Below are 18,615 nucleotides of genomic sequence, written 5' to 3' on the forward strand. Positions count from 1 at the left end.
CGCGATGACGCAGCAGCCCGCGCCGGGCCGTCCGACGGGCCGTCCAACAGGCCGCCCACGGCGCCCGATCGGTGTGCAAGGCGGCGGCCGACAGGTACAGTCCACCCCTGTGACCACACGGCTTGCCGACATCGCCGCCCAGGCGGGGGTGAGCGAAGCGACGGTCAGCCGCGTCCTCAACGGGAAGCCGGGCGTCGCCGCCACCACCCGACAGTCCGTACTCGCCGCCCTCGACGTCCTGGGCTACGAACGCCCCGTGCGGCTGCGGCAGCGCAGCGAGGGCCTGGTCGGCCTGATCACGCCGGAGCTGGAGAACCCGATATTCCCGGCGCTGGCCCAGGTCATCGGCCAGGCGCTGACACGTCAGGGCTACACGCCGGTGCTCGCCACCCAGACCCCGGGCGGTTCCACGGAGGACGAGCTGACGGAGATGCTGGTCGACCGCGGGGTCGCCGGCATCATCTACGTATCGGGGCTGCACGCCGACACCACCGCCGACATGCAGCGCTACGAACGGCTGCGCGCGCAGGGCGTGCCGTTCGTCCTCGTCGACGGTTTCTCGTCGAAGGTGCAGGCGCCGTTCATCTCCCCCGACGATCGCGCCGCGATGAGCCTCGCGGTCACGCACCTCGTCTCGCTCGGTCACACCCGCATCGGGCTGGCCCTCGGGCCGAAGCGGTTCGTGCCGGTGCAGCGCAAGATCGAGGGCTTCGTCCGCACCATCCAGGAGCAACTGGATCTGAGTGCCGAGACCGTGGAGACGGATCTCGTCCAGCACTCCCTCTACACCCTGGAGGGCGGCCAGGCGGCGGCCACCGCTCTCATCGAGCGGAACTGCACGGCGGTGGTCTGCGCCAGCGACATGATGGCGCTGGGCGCCATACGGGCCGCCCGGCAGCGGGGCCTGGACGTGCCCAAGGACTTCTCGGTCGTCGGATTCGACGACTCGCCGCTGATCGCCTTCACCGACCCGCCGCTGACGACCGTCCGCAAGCCGGTCCCGGCGATGGGGCAGGCGGCGGTGCGCACCCTGCTGGAGGAGATCGGCGGAACGCCCGCACCGCACAGTGAGTTCGTGTTCATGCCGGAGCTGGTGGTGCGCGGCTCGACGGCGTCGGCGCCGGGTGAGCGCAACCGGCCCTGACCCCTGCCCCGGGGTGGCCGGATGCGACCAGGATCCGACTGGGGGATGATCGGTGGGAGAAGGCTTTTCTGGCAGACTTCATGCCTATGGGTGACGCGACCGTGAGGACTCCGGAACGCCTCGACGAGGCCGTTCCGCACCCCGTCACGGAGAAGACGGGGCGAGGGCCGCTGCGCCGTCTCCGCGCACCCCGCCGGCCCCGGCTGTGGTTCGAGATCCTGCTGATCGCCGTCAGTTACTGGACGTACTCCCTCGTCCGCAACGCGGTACCGGAGCAGCGGACGCAGGCCCTGCGCAACGCCGACTGGATCTGGCGCGTCGAGCAGCAGCTGGGCATCGCCGTCGAGCAGTCCGTCAACCATGCCGTGAACTCGGTGACTTGGCTGGTCGTCGGCATGAACTATTACTACGCCACGCTGCACTTCGTGGTGACCCTGGGCGTGCTGGTGTGGCTCTACCGCAGCCACCCCGGGCGGTACGCGGCGACCCGGCTCGTGCTCTTCGCGACGACGGGCGTCGCCCTGGTCGGTTACTACCTGTATCCGCTCGCCCCGCCCCGTCTGATGAACGGCGGGCACTTCATCGACACGGTGATGGTCCACGAGACCTGGGGTTCGATGGCGTCCGGCGACCTGAAGAACATGTCGAACCAGTACGCGGCGATGCCGTCGATGCACATCGGGTGGTCGGTGTGGTGCGGGCTGACCATCTTCGCGCTGGCTTCCGTGCCGTGGGTGCGGGTGCTGGGGCTGGTCTATCCGGCGCTGACCCTGGTCGTGATCGTCGCCACCGCCAACCACTTCTGGCTGGACGCGGTGGGCGGGGTGCTGTGTCTGGGGTTCGGGTACGCGGTGGCGGCGGCCTGGTACGGCAGCCTGCCGTACGCGTTGCCGCGGACGGTGGCGGCGCGGTGGCGGGCGTGGTCGCCCACGCGGGCGTAGGGCCGGCCGCTCCGGGGCGGGCTCCTGCCCGCGTGGGACGGTCTCCTGCCTGTGGCGGGACGGCTCCTGTCCTGTGGCCGGGCGGCTCCTGCCCGTAGCGGACGACTCCTGCCCGTGGCGGGACGGCTTCTGCCCGCGCGGCGGGACGGCTCCTCAGGGGTGCCGAGCTGGGTGGGTGACCTCCCAGGCCGCCTCGACCATCCGGAAGATCTCGTCCAGCGCGGCCTCCGGATCGGGCGCCTCGCGGGCCAGCGAATAGGCGTCGATCGCGAACCTCGCGATCGTCCGACAGGCCGTCGTGCTCTGCGCCAGGCCGGGATCGGCGGCGATGACCGTCGCCAGCGACTCCGCGTGGCGCAGCCTCATCGACTCCTCGTACTCCCGCAGCGCGGGTGTGCCGTCGACCAGGCGCCGGACCGGGGCGGCGCCGTCCGCCGTGCAGTGCCGCACCAGGGCCAGGACCTCGCGGCGCAACGCGGGGACGAGCGGCTCGTCCGGGCCCCGGTCGGTGACCGCCCGCGCGAGGCGCAGCTCGAAGTCCTGGTCCTGCTCGAACACCAGGGCCTCTTTCGAGGCGAAGTGGGAGAAGAGCGTGGTGACGGCGACGTCGGCCTCGGCGGCCACGTCCCGGATGCCCACCGCGTCGTAGCCGTGTTCCAGGAAGAGCCGCAGGGCGGCGTCGGCGATCTTCTGGCGGGTCGCGGCCTTCTTGCGTTCCCGGCGCCCGGTCGGCACGGTCATGCCCTGACACTACCAAACCCAAAGGTGCAACCGTTAGTGCAACCGTTTCGAAAACCTAACCGTTAGTGTTACGGTCGCCGGCATGAGGAAAGTGAGCTTCGCCGAGTTCGGCGGTCCCAACGTCCTGCACCTCGTGGACGCCGAGGAGCCCCACGCGGGCCCCGGCCAGATACGCGTCGCCGTGCGGGCCGCGGGCGTCAACCCCGTCGACTGGCGGGTCCGTGAGGGCCAGATGCTGAAGGCCCATCCGATCGAGCTGCCCGCCGGAGTCGGGCTGGACGCGTCGGGGGTGGTGGACGAGGTCGGCGAGGGCGTCGAGGACGTCGAGGTCGGCGACCATGTGTTCGGCGAGGGTTCGAGCACCTATGCCGAGTTCGCCGTGCTGAGCGCCTGGGCCCGGATGCCCGAGGGGCTGACCTTCGAAGAGGCGGCCGGATACCCCTCCGTGGTGGAGACCGCGCTGCGCGTCATCCGCGAGGTCGGGGTGCGGCCCGGGCAGACTCTGCTGGTCAGCGGCGCGTCCGGGGGTGTCGGGTCGGCGGTGCTGCAGATCGCCCGCGAGCGCGGCATCACGGTGATCGGCACGGCCGGGGCCGCGAACCAGGACTATCTGCGGAGCCTGGGCGCCCAGGCCACGACGTACGGCGAGGGCTGGGTCGAGCGGGTGCGGCGGCTCGGCCACGTCGACGCGGCGCTCGATCTGGCCGGCTCGGGCGTGATCCGCGAGCTGGTCGAGCTGACGGGTGATCCGAGCAGGGTGGTGTCCATCGCCGACCTCGGCGCGCCGGAGGCCGGGGTCCGGTTCTCCGGCGTGGCCGGGAGCGTGCCGGACGCGCTCGCCGAGGCCGTCGGCCTCATCTCACGGGGCGAACTTCACATCCCCGTGGAGAAGTCGTACACGCTCGCCGAGGCCGCGGCGGCGCACATCGACAGCCAGGCCGGTCACTCGCGCGGGCGGCGGGTGGTGATCGTCTGAGCCCTGATCCGGACACGCCCTAGGCGTAGAACAGGTCCTCCACCACCGCCCGGGCCCGGCGGGCCGTGCGGCGGTACTCGTCGAGCATGTCGCCCGCGTGGCCCGGGCCGTGGCCCAGGTAGCGGCCCACCGCCGCCAGCTCGCGGGGGTCGGTCGGGAAGGTGTCGGCGGCCCGGCCGCGCACCAGCATCACCGCGTTGCGGACGCGCGTCGCCAGCACCCACGCCTCGTCGAGGGTCCCGGCGTGCTCCGCCGAGATGAGCCCGGCGTCGCAGGCGGCGGACAGGGCCTGGCGCGTCCGGGTGGTGCGCAGCCCCCGCTCCGCGTGCCCGTGCCGCAACTGGAGCAGCTGCACCGTCCACTCCACGTCGGACAGCCCGCCCGGCCCCAGCTTGGCGTGCAGCTTGGGATCGGCGCCGCGCGGCAGCCGCTCGGACTCCATCCGGGCCTTGAGCCGCCGGATCTCCCGTACGGCGTCCTCCCCGAGCCCGTCCGCCGGGTACCGCAGCGGATCGACCAGCTCGATGAAGCGCCGCCCCAGATCCGCGTCGCCGGCGACGAACTCGGCCCGCAGCAGCGCGTGCCGCTCCCACACCAGCGACCAGCGCCGGTAGTAGGCCTCGTACGACTTCAGGGTGCGCACCAGCGGACCGGACTTGCCCTCGGGACGCAGGTCGGCGTCGATGAGGAGGGGCGGGTCGGCGCTGGGGACCTGGAGCAGGCGGCGCATCTCGGAGACGACCTTGTTCGCCGCGTCCGACGCCTCCCGCTCGTCGACCCCGTCCCGCGGCTCGTGCACGAACAGCACGTCCGCGTCCGAGCCGTAGCCCAGCTCGTGGCCGCCGAACCGGCCCATGCCGATGATCGCGAACCGGGTCGGCAGCGTGTCGCCCCAGCCTTCCCGTACGACGGCCCGGAGCGTGCCCGCCAGGGTCGCCGCCGTCAGGTCGGACACGGCGCCGCCGACCAGGTCCACCAGGGCGCCCTGGTCGGCCTCGACGGGCTGCGCCTCGGTGCCGTAGGAACCGATGATGTCCGCGGCGGCCGTACGGAACAGCTCCCGGCGCCGGACCCCGCGCGCCGCCGTGACCGCCTGCACCGCGCCGTCGGCGCGGCGGACCGCGGCGAGTGTCTCCTGTTCCAGCGGGAGCCGCCCGCGCGGCGCCAGCCCGCCGGCGTTCCCGTCCCCGAGCAGGGCGACGGCCTCGGGCGCCCGCATCAGCAGGTCGGGGGCGAGCCGCCCGGCGGACAGCACCCGGGCGAGGTTCTCGGCCGCGGCGCCCTCGTCCCGCAGCAGCCGCAGGTACCAGGGCGTCGTGCCGAGCGCGTCGGAGACCTTGCGGAAGTTGAGCAGGCCGGTGTCCGGGTCGGCGGAGTCGGCGAACCAGCCGAGCAGCACGGGCAGCAGGGTCCGCTGGATGGCCGCCTTGCGGGTGACGCCGGACGCCAGCGCCTCCAGGTGCCGGAGCGCGGCGGCCGGGTCGGCGTACCCGAGGGCGACCATCCGCTCCCGCGCCGCCTCGGGGCTCAGCCGGGCCTCGCCGGGCGCCAGCTGGGCGACGGCGTCGAGCAGCGGCCGGTAGAACAGCTTCTCGTGCAGCCGGCGTACGACGGACGCGTGCCGCTTCCACGCGCGCAGCAGCCCGGTGACCGGGTCGGTGCGCAGCCCCAGGGAGCGGCCGAGGCGCCGCAGGTCGGCCTCCTCCTCGGGGACGAGGTGGGTGCGTCGCAGCCGGTGGAGCTGGATGCGGTGCTCCATGGAACGCAGGAAGCGGTACGCGTCGTCGAGCTGGGCGGCGTCCGCCCGGCCGACGTACCCGCCCGCGGCGAGGGCCTCCAGCGCGTCCAGTGTCGTGCCGCTGTGCAGGGAGGTGTCGGACCGTCCGTGCACCAGCTGGAGCAGCTGGACGGCGAACTCGACGTCCCTGAGCCCGCCCGGACCCAGTTTCAGCTGCCGGTCGACCTCGGCGACGGGGATGGTCTCCACCACCCGGCGGCGCATCTTCTGCACGTCCGGGACGAAGTTCTCGCGGTCGGCGGCCTGCCACACCAGGGGTTGGAGGGCGGCCACGTACTCGGCGCCGAGCCCGGCGTCGCCGGCCACCGGACGGGCCTTGAGCAGCGCCTGGAACTCCCAGGTCTTGGCCCAGCGCTGGTAGTAGGCGAGGTGGCTGCTGAGGGTGCGCACCAGCGGGCCGTTGCGCCCCTCGGGGCGGAGATTGGCGTCGACGGGCCAGATGGAGCCCTCGACGGTGGTCTCGGAGCAGATCCGCATCAGGTGCGAGGCGAGTGCGGTCGCGGCGCGCATCGCCCTGGCCTCGTCGTCCACCCCCTCCGCGGGTTCCCCCACGAAGATGACGTCCACGTCGGAGACGTAGTTCAGTTCGTGTCCGCCGCACTTGCCCATCGCGATCACCGCGAGCCGGCAGAGCGCGGCGTCCTCGGGCGCGGCGGCCTCGGCGAGGGCGAGGGCGGCGCGCAGCGTGGCGGTGGCGAGGTCGGCCAGCTCTGCGGCGGTCTCGGCGACGTCGATGGTGCCGCACACGTCGCGGGCGGCGATGGACAGCAGGCAGCGCCGGTAGGCGACGCGCAGGGAGACGGGGTCGGTGGCCTCGGCGAGGCCGTGCTCGAACTCCGGCACCCCGCGGTGCAGGTCCCGCGGCTCGTACGTGACCAGGGCCTGCCAGTCGCCGGCGTGCCGGGCGAGGTGGTCGGCGAGCGCCTCGGAGGCGCCGAGCACGCCGAGGAGACGGTCGCGCAGCGGCTTGGCCGCTATCAGGGTGTCCAGCAGCTCCCGGCGGGCGGTGGGGCCGGGCTGCGCCTCCAGGAGCCGGACCAGGCCGTGCAGGGCGAGGTCCGGGTCGGCGGTGGCGCCCAGCGCCTCCAGCAGCACCGGGTCGCTGCGGACCGGGGCCAGCTCCACGCCGTCCAGCAGCCGCTCGGCGGCCGAGGGATCGGTGAAGCCGTGCCGGAGCAGCCGCGTGAAGGTACTGCTCCTGCGCCCCGGCGCCGTCATCTCGGCCTCCTGTCGGACCTGTGGGGTCTCGGACTGCGGATCCCGGACCCGTGGATCCGGACCCGTGGATCCCGGACCTTCGGATCAAGGTCGTACGGCTGAGCGTAACCGGGGAGGCGCGCGCGGGCGCCGGAGCGTACCGCCCACCTCTTCCGGTGGCCCGCTCCACACTCGTACGATATCTTGTACAAGCCGCGAAGGGAGGCACCGGTATGTCCATTACCGCCAGCGAAGCCCGTCAGAACCTGTTCCCGCTGATAGAGCAGGTCAACGAGGACCACGCCCCGGTGCACATCACCTCCCGCAAGGGAAACGCCGTGCTCATGTCCGAGGAGGACTTCACGGCCTGGACGGAGACGGTGCATCTCCTGCGCTCCCCCAAGAACGCCCGCCGCCTGCTCGACTCCATCGCCGAGGCCGACTCCGGCGGCGCACGGCGGCGTGAGCTGATCGATCCGGACGCGGAGCGCCCGTGAAGATCACTTTCACGTCGCACGGCTGGGAGGACTACGTCCACTGGGCCGAGAGCGACCGGAAGGTGACCAAGCGGATCAACAAACTGATCACCGACATCACACGTGACCCGTTCAAGGGCATCGGCAAGCCCGAGCCGCTGAAGGGCGACCTGTCGGGCTACTGGTCACGACGCATCGACGACACACACCGCCTGGTGTACAAGCCCGCCGACGGCGTGCTGGTCATCGTGCAGGCCCGGTACCACTACTGACAGCGCCGTACCCCTGCCGACAGAACCGACATCACGACATCGTGCTCGACAAGGAAGTCGAAGGAGCCATGCCATGGACTTCACGCTCGAAGTGATCCCGCTGCCCGTGACCGACATCGACCGGGCCCGGGACTTCTACCGGGACAAGGTCGGCTTCCACGTCGACATCGACCAGGAGGTCATGCCGGGGATGCGCATCGTCCAGCTGACGCCGCCCGGCTCGGGCTGCTCGATCGCCCTCGGCGAGGCCATCTGGGACATGGCGCAGGGCCAGACCGCGCCGGCCCCCGGCTCGTACCAGGGACTCCAGCTGTGCGTCACCGACATCAAGGCCGCCCACGCGGAGCTGGTGGGGCGCGGCCTGGAGGTCTCCGAGCCGGTGCAGTACGCGCCGGACGACGGCGCCACGTTCATGTACTTCAAGGACCCGGACGGCAACGGCTGGGCGGTCCAGGAGTACCGCCGCCGGGCGACGGAGCCGCTGCACCAGGTGCTGGCGGACCAGAAGCGGCCGGGCCAGGGCGCCTGACCTCGCCGGACAGGCCCCGGCCCCGTCCGGCCGGGTCAGCCGGTCTCCCGCCACCGGTCGGTGATCGGGAGCCGGCGGTCTCACGTCCGAGGCTTCGCGCCCCGCTCCGCCAGCAGGTCCGCCATCAGCCGGATCTCCGACTCCTGCGACTCGACCATCCCCCGCGCCAGCCGCTTCTCCACGCCGACCGTGCACGTGTCGGCGCACCCCTCGGCCATGTGGACGCCGCCCTTGTGATGCTCGGTCATGAGCTGGAGGTAGTAGACCTCCGCCCGCTTCCCGTCGAGCGTGGCCAGTTTCTCCATCTCGGCGTCGGTGGCCATCCCCGGCATCAGCGAGCCCTCCCCGGCGGAGGGCATCTCGCCCATGCCCATCCAGGTCATCGGCGGGTCGGACGACACCTTCGGCAGTCCCCACAGGTCGAGCCAGCCGATCATCATGCCCCGCTGGTTGGCCTGGGTCTGCGCGATGTCGTACGCGAGGCGCCGCACCTCCTCGTCCTCGGTGCGGTCGCGCACGATGTACGACATCTCCACGGCCTGCTGGTGGTGCACCGACATGTCCCGCGCGAAGCCGGCGTCCGCCGAGTCGGCGGACGGGACGCGGCCCGCGCCGTCGTCCCCGGCGACGGCGTAGGTGATCCCGCCGGCGCCGACGAGGACGGCGGCGGCCGCCCCCGCGATCCAGCCGGCCCGTTTCGGTGTCACCGCGACAGGCCGTTCGTGCAGGCGGCACCCGGCTCCGGGGTCTGCTCGCCCTGCACGAACTTCTCGAAGAACTTGTCCACGTTCGGGTCGTCGGCGCCCGTCACCGTGCGCTGGTGCCCCCAGGCGGTGAGCATGATCGGGTCCTTCTGCTTACCGACCGGGCTCATCAGCGAGTACGGCGTCTTCTTCACCTTCGCCGCCAGCTTCTCCACGTCGGCCTCGGGCGCCTTGTCGGTGTACGTCACCCAGACGGCACCGTGCTCCAGCGAGTGCACGGCGTTCTCGTTCTCCAGCGGCTCGGTGTAGACGTCGCCGTTGCAGTTCATCCAGACCTGGTTGTGGTCGCCGCCGACCGGGGGCTCGGCCGGGTAGGACACCTTCTTGGTGACGTGGTTGCGGGACAGGTCCCCCTTCCAGGTCCGCACCCCGTCCGCCCCGGCGACGAACTTGCCGGAGGACTTGCCGTCCGAGGCCGTGGCGTCGTCGGAGTCGCCGGACTGCGACCGGACGAGGACGACCCCGCCGACGACGAGACCGGCGACGACCACGGCACTGGCCGCGATGGTGAGGATCCGGTTCCGGCGGTCGCGGGCCTCCTCGGCGCGCCGCATCTCGGCTATGCGTGTCTGTCGCGCCGTGTTGCTGCTCTTCTTGGCGGAACCCATGGGGAGTGCCCTTCTGGGAAAAGGGAGGCGGTGGAGTCCGCTGATCGTAATGGCGGAGGAGGGCGGAATCGTAGGGAGATCACAGGATCCGTCGCCGCGGAAGCCCAGGAATGGCCCGATCGAACAGGTGGCCTCTACGCTGCGGGGAGGGCCGGTGGTCCGATCGAGGCCCGCAACGCGTACGAAACCGTGCTGTGGTGTGATGCTCGGGTGCCCGACCGCCTCCCGCCGTACCGGAGCCAGGCGGCCTGACCAGCAAGGATGGGGAAGCGGAAGATGGACAAGCAGCAGGAGTTCGTGATCCGGACGCTGGAGGAGCGCGACATCCGGTTCGTACGCCTGTGGTTCACGGACGTACTGGGCTTCCTCAAGTCCGTCGCCGTGGCCCCGGCCGAGCTGGAGCAGGCCTTCGACGAGGGCATCGGCTTCGACGGCTCCGCGATCGAGGGCTTCGCCCGGGTCTACGAGTCCGACATGATCGCCAAGCCGGACCCCTCCACCTTCCAGGTCCTGCCCTGGCGTGCGGAGGCCCCCGGCACGGCCCGCATGTTCTGCGACATCCTCATGCCGGACGGCTCCCCGTCCTTCGCCGACCCGCGCTACGTCCTCAAGCGCGCCCTGGCCCGCACCTCCGACCTGGGCTTCACCTTCTACACCCACCCGGAGATCGAGTTCTTCCTGCTGAAGGACAAGCCCGTCGACGGCACGGTCCCCACCCCCGCCGACAACTCCGGCTACTTCGACCACACCCCGCAGAACATCGGCATGGACTTCCGCCGCCAGGCGATCACCATGCTGGAGTCGATGGGCATCTCGGTGGAGTTCTCCCACCACGAGGGCGCCCCCGGCCAGCAGGAGATCGACCTGCGTTACGCCGACGCGCTCTCCACCGCCGACAACATCATGACCTTCCGCCTGGTCATGAAGCAGGTCGCGCTGGAGCAGGGCCTCCAGGCCACCTTCATGCCGAAGCCGTTCTCGGAGTACCCGGGCTCGGGGATGCACTCCCACCTCTCCCTCTTCGAGGGCGACCGCAACGCGTTCTACGAGTCCGGCGCCGAGTACCAGCTCTCCAAGGTCGGCCGCTCCTTCATCGCGGGCCTGCTGCGGCACGCGGCGGAGATCTCGGCGGTCACCAACCAGTGGGTGAACAGCTACAAGCGCATCTGGGGCGGCTCCGAGCGCACGGCGGGCGCGGGCGGCGAGGCCCCGTCCTACATCTGCTGGGGCCACAACAACCGCTCGGCCCTGGTCCGCGTCCCCATGTACAAGCCCGGCAAGACCGGCTCGGCCCGCGTCGAGGTCCGCTCCATCGACTCCGGCGCCAACCCGTACCTGACCTACGCCGTCCTCCTCGCCGCCGGCCTCAAGGGCATCGAGGAGGGCTACGAACTCCCGCCGGGCGCCGAGGACGACGTCTGGGCCCTGTCCGACTCGGAACGCCGCGCGCTGGGCATCGAGCCCCTCCCCCAGAACCTCGGCGAGGCCCTCGCCCTGATGGAACGCAGCGACCTGGTCGCCGAGACCCTCGGCGAGCACGTCTTCGACTTCTTCCTGCGCAACAAGCGGCAGGAGTGGGAGGAGTACCGGTCGCAGGTCACCGCCTTCGAGCTGCGGAAGTCGCTGCCGGTGCTGTAGTGCGGGTCAGCGGACGGATGCGTCCCGTTGCCATGGCAGAGGGGCCGGCGGTCGACTGATCGCCGGCCCCGACGTGTTACTCCCCCCGAGCCGGCCTTCGGCCCGGGGCCGACCCCGAAAATCCTTCGGACCCGCACACCGTTCATCGCTCGGTCGCACGGACTGGGCGTGGTGGAGGCGGATCGGGCCGGCTGCGCGCGACGCGGCTCGGGAGGGCTCTTCTTATCGGTGGGTAGCGTGAAGACGCGGGCTCATTCCCTGACCGCATGGGCACACTGATGGACGCGAAGACGCCGGGGACGAGGCTCCGACAGCGCGCGGATGGTCGGCCGTTCAGCAGCGTGCTTGGATCAGTGCGCGGCACGCCGGTGATCGGTCCGGACTCCCCCGACTCCGCGTTCCGGGCGGGCGTGCCTCACCGCTCCCATTCGTTCGCACGAAAGGAAAGACCTGCCATGAACCTCGTCCCCCAGGTCGAAACGGCTGAGATCTCCGACACGGACCTGGACCAGGTGTCCGGCGGCACCATCGGCGTCGACGCCGGTGCGGCCGTCATAACCGCCGGTGGTGCGGTCGGTACCGGTTTCCACGCGGAGGCCGGCCCGCTCTCGGTCACGGCCGGTCTGGGCGCCTCGGCGGCCTTCGGCGGCGCCTCGGCGCAGGGCCACGCGCACACGACCATGGTCTGAGCCGCCCGGCTGAGCCCCGGACCACCGTGTCCGGGGCTCACTCCTCGCCGGTGCCGGCCACGAACGCCGCCCACGAGGCCGTGGGCACGGCCAGACGGGGGCCGTCGGGGCGCTTGGAGTCGCGGACGTGGATGGTGGCGGGGGTTATCGCGACCTCGACGCAGTCGTTGCCGTCTCCGCTGCTGCTGTAGCTGCTCCTGAACCATGCCAGGGCGGGAGCGTCCGGGGTGGTTATGGGGATGCGGATCATGACTCTCCAAGCATCTGCTCGATGACGGCCCGCGACTCTCGGGGCGTGAGAGCCTGGGCCCGGATCATGCCATAGCGCAGTTCAAGGATTCTGAGCTGCTTCGGATCGGTCACCGGCCGCCCCGCAAACGCTCCCTCGGAGCGCGCAACCGCACTGCCGTCGGGGAACTTGAGCACTTCGATCAGACCGCCCGTCCCGACGTGCTCCTCGCGGTCGGTCGGCATCACCTGAATCGAAACGTTCCGCAACTCCCCCAGCTCCAGTAGTCGTTCGAGCTGTCGACGCCACACCATTCTGCCTCCGACCGGGCGGCGGAGCGTCGCTTCCTCCTGGACGAAGCTGAGTGTGGGCGCCGGTGACCGCTCGAAGACCGACCGGCGGGCCATCCGCGCGGCCACCATGCGTTCCGTCTCCTCTTCCGTGTACGCGGGAAGCCACGTGTCGAACAGCGCGCGCATGTGTGCCTCGGTCTGCAACAGGCCGTGGACGTTGTGAGTGCTGTACAGCCCGAGCTCGACCGCACTGGCCTCCAGCTTCGCCAGTTCGCGGACCCGCTTCGGGTACCGGACCTTCGCGACGTCCTCCCACATCGCCGTCAGCAGCCCGCCTGCCCGCAGCACCTCGTCGGCTCGGTGCAGGTACTCCCGCCGAGGGATCCGCTTCCCGCCCTCCACCTTGTAGACGAGGTCCTCCCCGTACCCGACGGCCACTCCGAAGTCGCCCGCCCGCATCCCCACCGCCTCGCGGCGCAGCTTCAGTTGCCGCCCCACGGTGGTGAGGACGGCCACGCCCCACTCGTCGTCCGGGTCGACCTCCCAACCCGGCTCGTCCGTCCCGCCGTTCACCGACATCCGCACCCCTCCGCCCTGCGCGTCGTATCGCGACGTGCGTCACGGTAGACGGATGATCGACGCACCGTGACGGGATACGGCCCCCGTCACCCCGACGTGGGGCGCGGTCCTCAGCGGCGTGCCGTCTCCACGGCCTCCGGCACGTGCCCGGCGACCACACGTTCCCGCCCGGTGACCGGAGCGGCGGCGGCCCGGCGCCGGTCCACGGCGTAGGCCGCGCCCGCGACCCCCAGACCGAGCAGCGCCAGCCCCGCGCCCGCCGTCGCCGGGGACGTGGCGCCGTAGCCCGCCGCGAGGGCGAGGCCGCCGATCCAGGCACCGCCGGCGTTGGCGAGGTTGAAGGCGGCCTGGTTGGCCGAGGAGGCCAGGGAGGGGGCCGCGGCGGCCTTCTCCATGACCATCAGCTGGAGGGGCGAGCCGGTGATGAAGGCGGCCATGCCGAGCAGGGCCACGGCGAGGGCCGCGCTGACCTCCGTGCGCATCAGGAGCGGGAAGAGGGCGAGGACCGCGACCAGGGAGGCGAGACCGCCGAAGAGGGTGCCGCGCAGGGAGTGGTCGGCCAGCCGGCCGCCCAGCAGGTTGCCCGCGGTGGCGCCGACGCCGAAGAGGGCGAGCAGCAGCGTCACGCTGGCCTCGGCGAAGCCGGCGGCGTCCGTGAGCATCGGCGTGATGTAGCTGTACGCGGAGAAGAGCGCGCCGAAGCCCGCGACGGTCGTGCCGAGGGCCAGCCAGACGGGGACGGAGCGCAGGGCGGCCAGTTCGCCGCGCAGGCCGGCGCCGGCAGCGGGGGCGTGGTCGCGGGGTATCAGGGCGACCAGCGCCGCTATCGCCGCGACGCCGATGGCGCTCACGCCGAGGAAGGTCGCCCGCCAGCCGAGCTGCTGGCCCATGGCGGTGGCGGCGGGGACGCCGACGATGTTGGCGACGGTGAGGCCCAGGAACATCAGGGAGACGGAGCGGGCCTTGCGTTCCGGCGCGACCATGCCGGTGGCGACCACCGCGCCGACGCCGAAGAAGGCGCCGTGCGGCAGGCCGCTGACGAAGCGGGCGGCGAGGAGGGAGACCTCGCCGGGGGCGAACGCCGACAGCGCGTTGCCGGCCACGAAGAGCGCCATCAGGGCGATCAGGACCGTGCGGCGGGACATCCGTGCCGTCGCCGCCGCCAGCAGCGGGGCGCCGATGACGACGCCGAGGGCGTAGGCCGAGACCAGGTGGCCGGCGCTGGGGATCGAGATGTTCAGGTCGTCCGCGACGTCGGGCAGCAGGCCCATCATCACGAACTCGGTGGTACCGATGCCGAAGGCGCCCACGGCAAGGGCGAGCAGGGCCAGGGGCATGAAGGGTCTCGCCTTTCGAGAGCGGAGGTGCGTACGGGAGATCTTCGCTATGTTCCCGTACGGAACAAAGCCTCTCAGGCCGAGTATTCCGTGAGGTGACGCGTGGGTTTCCGGCAGCTGCCCAAACGGGGCTGACCAGGGACTTTCAGGATGCCGTTGTGTCGACCCTCACACGCGCGGCGATCGGGAGGTGGTCGCTGCCGGTCGCCGGGAGGGTCCAGCTGGTCGTCGGTTCGACGCCGGAGACCAGGATCTGGTCGATACGGGCCATCGGGAAGGACGCCGGCCAGCTGAACCCGAAGCCGTCGCCCACGGCGCCCTGCGGGGAGCGCATCTGAGAGGTGATCGCGGTGAGCGCGCGGTCGTTCATGGTGCCGTTGAGGTCGCCGAGCAGGATCTTGCGGGGCAGCTTCTCGTCGGCGATGGCCTCACCGAGGGCCTCGGCACTCTTGTCCCGCTGCCGGGCGGTGAAACCGGCCTCCAGCTTCACCCGTACGGACGGCAGGTGGGCGACGTACACGGCGACCGGCCCGGACGGGGTGGCGACGGTGGCGCGCATCGCACGCTTCCAGCCCAGTTCGATGTCGACCGCCTTCACGCCGCTGACCGGGTACTTGCTCCACAGCCCGACGGTGCCGACGACCGCGTGATGGGGGTACTTCGCCGCGAGCGCCTTCTCGTACGTCGGTACGGCGGACGCCTTCAGCTCCTCCAGAGCCATCACGTCGGCACCGGCGGCGGCCACGGCGCGGGCGGTGCCGGCCGGGTCGGCGTTGTCGGCGTTGACGTTGTGCGTGGCCACCGTGAGGTCGCCGCCGGTGCCGGTCTTGTCGAAGAGCAGGCCGCCGAAGAGGTTGAACCACACGGCCACCGGCAGCAGGAGCGCGATCAGCGCCGTCGCCGACTTGCGGGCGAGCGCGATCACCAGGAGCACCGGGACCAGCAGGCCGAACCACGGCAGGAAGGTCTCCGTGAGGCTGCCGAGGTTGCCGATGGCGTTCGGAATGCGCGAGTGGGCCGCCATGACGACGGCCAGGACCACGGCCACCGCGGCGGTGATCAGGCCCCGGCGCCAGATCCGCGGGTCACCGCGCCAGCCGGTGACCGCCCGTTCGAACAGGCGCCGAAGCCGGGGTCCCCGACGCTCGGGCCCCGAGCCGCCGCCGTCCGTCTCCGTCATGTACGCCTGCTGCGCCATACCGTCGCCTCACTACCTGCCGTGCAACACCGTCGCCCCCTGTGACTCAGCACCCTAGGGGATGATCGGTTCCGAACCCGCCGTCCCGTGACGGCCGTACTGGCACGAGGACGTACGAGTCGGCGTCCGGAGTTCCGAACAGCGGCGACACGGGCCGCTCTGTGACACAACGAGCACATTCGGCCCCCGCCTTCTCCCTCCCGGATCCGGCCGTCCTGAGGGCCCACTAGCCGCCGGGACGCACAAGGTGCCACCATGGAAGGGATCCGGGGACACCGTCAGGGTGCCTCGAGATGACATGAAGGAGCCGTTGCCATGACGCAGCTTTCGGCTGCCCCGACGCCTCAGAGCCGGCCCTCCGACGGGAGCAAGGCGCTGTACGGGGGCAAGAGCAACCGTCGTATCACCGTCCGGGACATCACCGCCGCCAAGGAGCGCGGCGAGAAGTGGCCCATGCTCACCGCCTACGACGCGATGACCGCGTCCGTCTTCGACGAGGCCGGCATCCCGGTCATGCTCGTCGGCGACTCCGCGGGCAACTGCCACCTCGGCTACGAGACCACCGTGCCCGTCACGCTGGACGAGATGACCATGCTCTCGGCCGCGGTCGTGCGGGGCACCGGTCGCGCCCTGATCGTCGGCGACCTGCCCTTCGGTTCCTACCAGGAGGGCCCGGTGCAGGCGCTGCGCTCGGCCACCCGGCTGGTGAAGGAGGCGGGCGTGGGGGCCGTGAAGCTGGAGGGCGGTGAGCGGTCGCACGAGCAGATCCGGCTGCTCGTCGAGTCCGGCATCCCCGTGATGGCGCACATCGGCCTCACCCCGCAGTCCGTCAACGCCATGGGCTACCGGGTGCAGGGCCGGGGCGAGGAGGCGGCCCAGCAGCTGCTGCGCGACGCCAAGGCGGTGCAGGACGCGGGCGCCTTCGCGGTCGTCCTGGAACTGGTGCCGGCCGAGCTGGCCGCCGAGGTGACGCGGACGCTGCACATCCCGACGGTCGGTATCGGCGCGGGTCCGGACACGGACGCGCAGGTGCTGGTGTGGACCGACATGCTCGGGCTGACCGGCGGCCGGATGCCGAAGTTCGTCAAGCAGTACGCCGACCTGCGCCGGGTCATGGGCGACGCGGCGCGGGCGTTCGCCGAGGACGTCGTCGGCGGAACGTTCCCGCAGGAGGAGCACTCCGTCCACTGAGCCATCGCGGTACGACACCGGCCCCGCCGATCTTCCCCCGTCGGCGGGGCCGGTGCTTTCCGGCCTCGGGTTCCCGGCGCCGCCCTCCGTCCTGTCGGCGGGCTGTCGGCGGTGCCGGAGGGCTGTCGGTGGGCTGTCGGTGGGATGTCGGCGGTTTGTCGGCGGGGGCTGACAACGTCGTCGGCATGAAGCGAATCGACAAGAACCCTCCGGCCGCGGGCAGCGCGGTCACCGTGCGGGGGCTGGTCAAGCACTACGGCGAGACCAAGGCGCTGGACGGCGTGGACCTGGATGTGCGCGAGGGCACCGTGATGGGTGTGCTCGGGCCGAACGGCGCCGGCAAGACCACCCTCGTCCGCATCCTGTCCACCCTCATCACACCCGACGCCGGCCGGGCGCACGTCGCCGGCTACGACGTCGTACGGCAGCCGCGGCAGCTGCGGCGGGTGATAGGACTCACCGGGCAGTACGCGTCCGTGGACGAGAAGCTCCCCGGCTGGGAGAACCTCTACATGATCGGCCGGCTGCTCGACCTGCCCCGCGGGGACGCCCGCGCACGGGCCGACGAACTGCTGGAGCGGTTCTCGCTCGCCGAGGCAGGCAAGCGTCCCGCGGCCACCTACTCGGGCGGCATGCGGCGGCGGCTGGACCTGGCGGCCTCCATGATCGGGCGCCCGGCGGTGCTGTACCTGGACGAGCCCACCACCGGACTGGACCCGCGCACCCGCAACGAGGTGTGGGACGAGGTCAAGCGCATGGTCGGCGACGGTGTCACCGTGCTGCTCACCACCCAGTACATGGAGGAGGCCGAGCAGCTCGCCTCCCAGCTGACCGTGGTGGACCGCGGCAAGGTCATCGCGAACGGCGGCATCGAGGAGCTGAAGGCCAAGGTAGGCGGCCGCACCCTGCGCGTCCGCCCGGCCGACCCGCTCCAGCTGCGTCCGCTCGCCGCCTTCCTGGACGAGCTGGGCATCACCGGGCTCGCCAGCTCCACGGTGGACGCGCAGCGCGGTGCCGTCCTGGTACCGATCCTCAGCGACGAGCAGCTGACCGCCGTGGTCGGCGCGGTCACCGCGCGCGGCGTCACGATCGCCTCCATCACCACCGAACTGCCCAGCCTGGACGAGGTCTTCCTGTCCCTCACCGGCCACCGCGCCAGTGCCCCGCAGGACGCCGCGCCCACCGAAGCCCGCGAGGAGGTCGCCGTATGAGCGCCACCACCGTCAGTCCCGACGCCCGGATCACCCCGCGCGGGCATCTGCGGCACACCGGTGCCCTGGTCCGCCGCAACCTGCTGTGGATCCGGCAGGACCCGGAGTCGATGTTCGACGCCCTGCTGATGCCGGTCGTCTTCACCCTGCTGTTCGTGTACGTCTTCGGCGGGTCGATCGGCCAGGCCCTGGGCGGCGGGCAGGACGGCTATGTGCAGTACGTGATCCCCGGGATGATCGCGATGATGAGCATGACGCTGTCCCAGGGCGTCGGCACCGGGTTCAGCCAGGACTTCAACTCCGGGGTCATGGACCGCTTCCGGTCCCTGCCGATCGGGCGCGGCTCGGTGCTCTTCGCGAAGATCGCGGTGGAGATGCTGCGGATGCTGTTCGCCACCGCCGTGCTGATGATCGTCGCCGTCCTGGTCGGCTTCGACATCCAGAGCTGGCCCGGTCTGTTCGCGGCGGTGGGCCTGTCCGCGGTGTTCGCCTCGTCGATCATGTGGGTGTTCCTCACCCTGGGCGTGATCCTGAAGAACGCGCAGTCCGTGCAGGCGATGGGATTCATGGTGCTGTTCCCGCTGCAGTTCGGGTCCTCGATCTTCGCGCCGACGCAGTCGATGCCGGGCTGGCTGCAGGCCTTCACCGACTACAACCCCCTCTCCACGCTCGCCGACGCGGCGCGCGGGCTGATGGTGGGCGGCCCGGTCGCGCACGACCTGTGGATCACGCTCGGCTGGTCGGTGGCGATCACGGCGGTGATGGCGCCGGTCGCCATCCACAAGTTCCGTACGAAGACCTGAT

At 71.5% G+C, this 18,615-nt stretch carries 19 protein-coding genes; 11 read left to right on the forward strand and 8 right to left on the reverse strand.

Translation table 11 applies throughout. The features are described 5' to 3' along the window. The first annotated feature begins 109 nt into the window (after positions 1-109). Complete coding sequence (locus tag ACIQ6R_RS10305; protein ID WP_404174623.1) at positions 110-1,144, forward strand: LacI family DNA-binding transcriptional regulator; 1,035 nt, start codon at positions 110-112, stop codon at positions 1,142-1,144. Between the two features lie 86 nt (positions 1,145-1,230). Continuing rightward, positions 1,231-2,085 (forward strand): phosphatase PAP2 family protein, encoded by an 855-nt coding sequence (locus ACIQ6R_RS10310; RefSeq protein WP_404174626.1) that lies wholly within the window; start codon positions 1,231-1,233, stop codon positions 2,083-2,085. A 153-nt stretch (positions 2,086-2,238) separates the two neighbouring features. Here ACIQ6R_RS10310 and ACIQ6R_RS10315 read toward each other — a convergent pair whose 3' ends face one another. Next, on the reverse strand, positions 2,239-2,826 hold the full coding sequence (locus ACIQ6R_RS10315) for a TetR/AcrR family transcriptional regulator (RefSeq protein ID WP_404220115.1): 588 nt from the start codon (positions 2,824-2,826) through the stop codon (positions 2,239-2,241). Positions 2,827-2,908: 82 nt separating this feature from the next. Here ACIQ6R_RS10315 and ACIQ6R_RS10320 point away from each other — a divergent pair, with 82 nt between their 5' ends. Then, on the forward strand, positions 2,909-3,802 hold the full coding sequence (locus tag ACIQ6R_RS10320) for an NADP-dependent oxidoreductase (protein ID WP_404220117.1): 894 nt from the start codon (positions 2,909-2,911) through the stop codon (positions 3,800-3,802). Between the two features lie 19 nt (positions 3,803-3,821). Here ACIQ6R_RS10320 and ACIQ6R_RS10325 read toward each other — a convergent pair whose 3' ends face one another. After that, on the reverse strand, positions 3,822-6,818 hold the full coding sequence (locus ACIQ6R_RS10325; protein ID WP_404220119.1) for a bifunctional [glutamine synthetase] adenylyltransferase/[glutamine synthetase]-adenylyl-L-tyrosine phosphorylase: 2,997 nt from the start codon (positions 6,816-6,818) through the stop codon (positions 3,822-3,824). Positions 6,819-7,030: 212 nt separating this feature from the next. Here ACIQ6R_RS10325 and ACIQ6R_RS10330 point away from each other — a divergent pair, with 212 nt between their 5' ends. The 3 genes from ACIQ6R_RS10330 to ACIQ6R_RS10340 all read left to right on the forward strand — a co-directional run bounded on the left by ACIQ6R_RS10330 (position 7,031) and on the right by ACIQ6R_RS10340 (position 8,074). Next, positions 7,031-7,294: a type II toxin-antitoxin system Phd/YefM family antitoxin gene (locus tag ACIQ6R_RS10330; RefSeq protein WP_404174638.1), complete on the forward strand. Its 264-nt coding sequence runs from the start codon at positions 7,031-7,033 to the stop codon at positions 7,292-7,294. After that, entirely contained in the window at positions 7,291-7,545 is a 255-nt protein-coding gene (locus ACIQ6R_RS10335) for a Txe/YoeB family addiction module toxin (RefSeq protein ID WP_310873687.1), read from the forward strand. The genes ACIQ6R_RS10330 and ACIQ6R_RS10335 overlap by 4 nt, the downstream gene beginning before the upstream one ends. A 73-nt stretch (positions 7,546-7,618) precedes the next feature. Continuing rightward, a complete protein-coding gene (locus ACIQ6R_RS10340; RefSeq protein ID WP_404174641.1) occupies positions 7,619-8,074 on the forward strand; it encodes a VOC family protein in 456 nt (151 codons plus the stop codon). Positions 8,075-8,154: 80 nt separating this feature from the next. Here ACIQ6R_RS10340 and ACIQ6R_RS10345 read toward each other — a convergent pair whose 3' ends face one another. Both ACIQ6R_RS10345 and ACIQ6R_RS10350 read right to left on the reverse strand, forming a co-directional pair. After that, the gene (locus ACIQ6R_RS10345) at positions 8,155-8,781 is read right to left on the reverse strand and encodes a DUF305 domain-containing protein (RefSeq protein WP_404220121.1); all 627 of its coding nucleotides are present in this window, start codon (positions 8,779-8,781) and stop codon (positions 8,155-8,157) included. Beyond that, positions 8,778-9,446 (reverse strand): DUF3105 domain-containing protein, encoded by a 669-nt coding sequence (locus ACIQ6R_RS10350; protein WP_404220123.1) that lies wholly within the window; start codon positions 9,444-9,446, stop codon positions 8,778-8,780. Before ACIQ6R_RS10350 ends, ACIQ6R_RS10345 begins: the two co-directional genes overlap by 4 nt. A 276-nt stretch (positions 9,447-9,722) precedes the next feature. On the opposite strand from ACIQ6R_RS10350, the gene glnA reads away from it, so the two are divergent. Together glnA and ACIQ6R_RS10360 are read left to right on the forward strand one after the other, a co-directional pair. Then, positions 9,723-11,084: a type I glutamate--ammonia ligase gene (glnA, locus tag ACIQ6R_RS10355; protein ID WP_055416613.1), complete on the forward strand. Its 1,362-nt coding sequence runs from the start codon at positions 9,723-9,725 to the stop codon at positions 11,082-11,084. Positions 11,085-11,539: 455 nt separating this feature from the next. Then, positions 11,540-11,773 (forward strand): hypothetical protein, encoded by a 234-nt coding sequence (locus ACIQ6R_RS10360; RefSeq protein ID WP_404174652.1) that lies wholly within the window; start codon positions 11,540-11,542, stop codon positions 11,771-11,773. Positions 11,774-11,810: 37 nt separating this feature from the next. Here the strand turns inward: ACIQ6R_RS10360 and ACIQ6R_RS10365 are convergent, their stop codons facing one another. From ACIQ6R_RS10365 to ACIQ6R_RS10380, 4 genes are all read right to left on the reverse strand, one after another. After that, entirely contained in the window at positions 11,811-12,023 is a 213-nt protein-coding gene (locus tag ACIQ6R_RS10365; protein WP_404220125.1) for a DUF397 domain-containing protein, read from the reverse strand. Then, positions 12,020-12,874: a helix-turn-helix domain-containing protein gene (locus tag ACIQ6R_RS10370; protein WP_404220127.1), complete on the reverse strand. Its 855-nt coding sequence runs from the start codon at positions 12,872-12,874 to the stop codon at positions 12,020-12,022. Before ACIQ6R_RS10370 ends, ACIQ6R_RS10365 begins: the two co-directional genes overlap by 4 nt. 110 nt (positions 12,875-12,984) lie before the next feature. Then, a complete protein-coding gene (locus ACIQ6R_RS10375) occupies positions 12,985-14,211 on the reverse strand; it encodes an MFS transporter (RefSeq protein ID WP_404220129.1) in 1,227 nt (408 codons plus the stop codon). Positions 14,212-14,356: 145 nt separating this feature from the next. Continuing rightward, on the reverse strand, positions 14,357-15,409 hold the full coding sequence (locus ACIQ6R_RS10380) for an endonuclease/exonuclease/phosphatase family protein (RefSeq protein WP_404174663.1): 1,053 nt from the start codon (positions 15,407-15,409) through the stop codon (positions 14,357-14,359). A gap of 315 nt (positions 15,410-15,724) precedes the next feature. Here ACIQ6R_RS10380 and panB point away from each other — a divergent pair, with 315 nt between their 5' ends. The 3 genes from panB (at position 15,725) to ACIQ6R_RS10395 (ending at position 18,614) form a co-directional block, all read left to right on the forward strand. Continuing rightward, positions 15,725-16,600 (forward strand): 3-methyl-2-oxobutanoate hydroxymethyltransferase, encoded by an 876-nt coding sequence (panB, locus tag ACIQ6R_RS10385; RefSeq protein ID WP_404220131.1) that lies wholly within the window; start codon positions 15,725-15,727, stop codon positions 16,598-16,600. Positions 16,601-16,785: 185 nt separating this feature from the next. Continuing rightward, positions 16,786-17,811, forward strand: coding sequence for an ATP-binding cassette domain-containing protein (locus tag ACIQ6R_RS10390; RefSeq protein ID WP_404174669.1), 1,026 nt, complete (start codon positions 16,786-16,788; stop codon positions 17,809-17,811). After that, a complete protein-coding gene (locus ACIQ6R_RS10395; RefSeq protein ID WP_375918879.1) occupies positions 17,808-18,614 on the forward strand; it encodes an ABC transporter permease in 807 nt (268 codons plus the stop codon). Before ACIQ6R_RS10390 ends, ACIQ6R_RS10395 begins: the two co-directional genes overlap by 4 nt. Position 18,615: the final 1 nt, after the last annotated feature.

Source organism: Streptomyces sp. NPDC096048 (assembly GCF_044763415.1).
GTDB lineage: Bacteria > Actinomycetota > Actinomycetes > Streptomycetales > Streptomycetaceae > Streptomyces.

Excerpts from the sequence above, each read along its gene's own strand:
- ACIQ6R_RS10310 (WP_404174626.1), top strand. The coding sequence starts at position 1,231 with ATGGGTGACGCGACCGTGAGGACTCCGGAACGCCTCGACGAGGCCGTT.
- ACIQ6R_RS10315 (WP_404220115.1), bottom strand. The coding sequence starts at position 2,826 with ATGACCGTGCCGACCGGGCGCCGGGAACGCAAGAAGGCCGCGACCCGC.
- ACIQ6R_RS10320 (WP_404220117.1), top strand. The coding sequence starts at position 2,909 with ATGAGGAAAGTGAGCTTCGCCGAGTTCGGCGGTCCCAACGTCCTGCAC.
- ACIQ6R_RS10325 (WP_404220119.1), bottom strand. The coding sequence starts at position 6,818 with ATGACGGCGCCGGGGCGCAGGAGCAGTACCTTCACGCGGCTGCTCCGG.
- ACIQ6R_RS10330 (WP_404174638.1), top strand. The coding sequence starts at position 7,031 with ATGTCCATTACCGCCAGCGAAGCCCGTCAGAACCTGTTCCCGCTGATA.
- ACIQ6R_RS10340 (WP_404174641.1), top strand. The coding sequence starts at position 7,619 with ATGGACTTCACGCTCGAAGTGATCCCGCTGCCCGTGACCGACATCGAC.
- ACIQ6R_RS10350 (WP_404220123.1), bottom strand. The coding sequence starts at position 9,446 with ATGGGTTCCGCCAAGAAGAGCAGCAACACGGCGCGACAGACACGCATA.
- glnA (WP_055416613.1), top strand. The coding sequence starts at position 9,723 with ATGGACAAGCAGCAGGAGTTCGTGATCCGGACGCTGGAGGAGCGCGAC.
- ACIQ6R_RS10360 (WP_404174652.1), top strand. The coding sequence starts at position 11,540 with ATGAACCTCGTCCCCCAGGTCGAAACGGCTGAGATCTCCGACACGGAC.
- ACIQ6R_RS10365 (WP_404220125.1), bottom strand. The coding sequence starts at position 12,023 with ATGATCCGCATCCCCATAACCACCCCGGACGCTCCCGCCCTGGCATGG.
- ACIQ6R_RS10370 (WP_404220127.1), bottom strand. The coding sequence starts at position 12,874 with ATGTCGGTGAACGGCGGGACGGACGAGCCGGGTTGGGAGGTCGACCCG.
- ACIQ6R_RS10375 (WP_404220129.1), bottom strand. The coding sequence starts at position 14,211 with ATGCCCCTGGCCCTGCTCGCCCTTGCCGTGGGCGCCTTCGGCATCGGT.
- ACIQ6R_RS10380 (WP_404174663.1), bottom strand. The coding sequence starts at position 15,409 with ATGGCGCAGCAGGCGTACATGACGGAGACGGACGGCGGCGGCTCGGGG.
- panB (WP_404220131.1), top strand. The coding sequence starts at position 15,725 with ATGACGCAGCTTTCGGCTGCCCCGACGCCTCAGAGCCGGCCCTCCGAC.
- ACIQ6R_RS10390 (WP_404174669.1), top strand. The coding sequence starts at position 16,786 with ATGAAGCGAATCGACAAGAACCCTCCGGCCGCGGGCAGCGCGGTCACC.
- ACIQ6R_RS10395 (WP_375918879.1), top strand. The coding sequence starts at position 17,808 with ATGAGCGCCACCACCGTCAGTCCCGACGCCCGGATCACCCCGCGCGGG.